This is a genomic window from Azonexus sp. (genome assembly GCF_036170495.1).
Taxonomy (GTDB): Bacteria; Pseudomonadota; Gammaproteobacteria; order Burkholderiales; family Rhodocyclaceae; genus Azonexus.
Map to the genome: position 1 here is coordinate 1 of NZ_JAVHPH010000439.1, position 1695 is coordinate 1695.

Here is a 1695-nt window from a genome sequence, read left to right on the forward strand (position 1 = left end):
CGCAACCTGCTGATCGCCAATCCGCGCGACATCCCGGGCTTCGTCAAGGAGTGGGCCAAGTACCCGGTGACGGTGGTGACTGGCGTCAACACGCTGTTCAATGCGCTGCTCAATAACGACGATTTCGCCAAGCTCGATTTCTCGACCATGCGCGTTACGCTCGGCGGCGGTATGGCCGTGCAGGGGCCGGTGGCGGAAAAGTGGAAACAGGTGGTCGGCACACCTTTGTTGCAAGCCTACGGCCTGACCGAAACCTCGCCGGCGGCGACGATCAACCCGCTCGATATGGGCGAGTTCAACGGTTCCATCGGCCTGCCGATTTCGTCGACCGAGGTATCGATCCGCGATGACAGCGGTAACGAGGTGCCGCAGGGCCAGGTCGGCGAAATCTGCATTCGCGGCCCGCAGGTCATGAAAGGCTACTGGCAGCGGCAGGAAGAGACGGATTTCGTCTTTTATCCGGATCGCTTCCTGCGTACCGGTGACATGGGTTACGTCGATAAAAAAGGCTTCGTTTTTCTGGTTGACCGTAAGAAAGACATGATCCTCGTCTCCGGCTTCAACGTTTACCCGAACGAAGTCGAGGAAGTCGTCGCCATGCATCCCGGCGTGCGCGATGTGGCGGCTATCGGCGTGGCCGATCCGAATTCCGGCGAAGCGGTCAAGATTTTCGTCGTCCGCAAGGACCCGGCGGTCACCGAACGCATGCTGATCGATCATTGCCGCGGCCTGCTCACCGGTTACAAGATTCCAAAACACGTCGAATTCCGCGACGATCTGCCACGTACCAACGTCGGCAAAATCCTGCGTCGCGCACTGAAAGAGGGGGCTTGATGCCGATTCCAGAATCATTGAACAGGAACCTGACGCTGCCGGTCATCTGCGCGCCGATGTTCATCGTCTCCAACCCCGATCTGGTCATCGCCCAGTGCAAGAGCGGCCTGATCGGCTCCTTCCCGGCCCTCAACGCCCGGCCCAAGGAGTTGCTCGACGACTGGCTGACGCGAATCAAGGCCGAACTGGCGGCCGACCCGAAGGCCGCGCCGTTCGCCGTCAACCAGATCATCCACCCTTCGAACGAGCGGCTGGGACACGACATGGCGCTGTGCATCAAGCACGAGGTGCCGCTCATCATCACCAGTCTCTCGGCCCCGACGCAGATCGTGCCGCCGGTGCATGCCTACGGCGGCAAGGTCTTCCACGACGTGATCAGCGTTCGCCACGCGGAAAAGGCCTTGGAGGCGGGCGTCGATGGCCTGATCCTGGTCTGCGCCGGGGCTGGTGGCCATGCCGGCACGCTCAGCCCCTTCGCGCTGGTCGGTGAAATCCGCAAGTTCTACGATGGCCCTATCGCCCTCTCCGGTTCGATTACCAACGGCAGCACCATTCTCTCGGCGCAGGCCATGGGCGCCGATTTCGCCTACATCGGCACGCGCTTCATCGCCACCCAGGAAGCCAATGCAGTCGATGCCTACAAGCAGGCCATCGTCGATTCGGCCGCCAAGGACGTCGTCTATACGCCGTATTTCACCGGTGTGCATGGCAATTACCTGAGCAAGAGCATCATCGCCGCCGGCCTCGATCCAGCCAACCTGCCGGAAAAGGACAAGACATCAATGGACTTCGGCGCCGCTGCCGGTGCCAAGGCCTGGAAAGACATCTGGGGCGCCGGGCAGGGCGTCGGCACTATCGATG

The 1695-nt window shown here is 61.5% G+C and carries 2 protein-coding genes; both read left to right on the forward strand.

Going from position 1 to position 1695, the window contains the following annotated elements:
* The coding region (locus ADADOO_RS15855) for an AMP-binding protein (RefSeq protein WP_511278475.1) at positions 1 to 834 on the forward strand (834 nt) is incomplete at its 5' end.
* 17 nt (positions 835 to 851) lie between these two features.
* Positions 852 to 1695: NAD(P)H-dependent flavin oxidoreductase (locus ADADOO_RS15860; protein ID WP_511278477.1), on the forward strand; the 844-nt coding region annotated here is incomplete at its 3' end.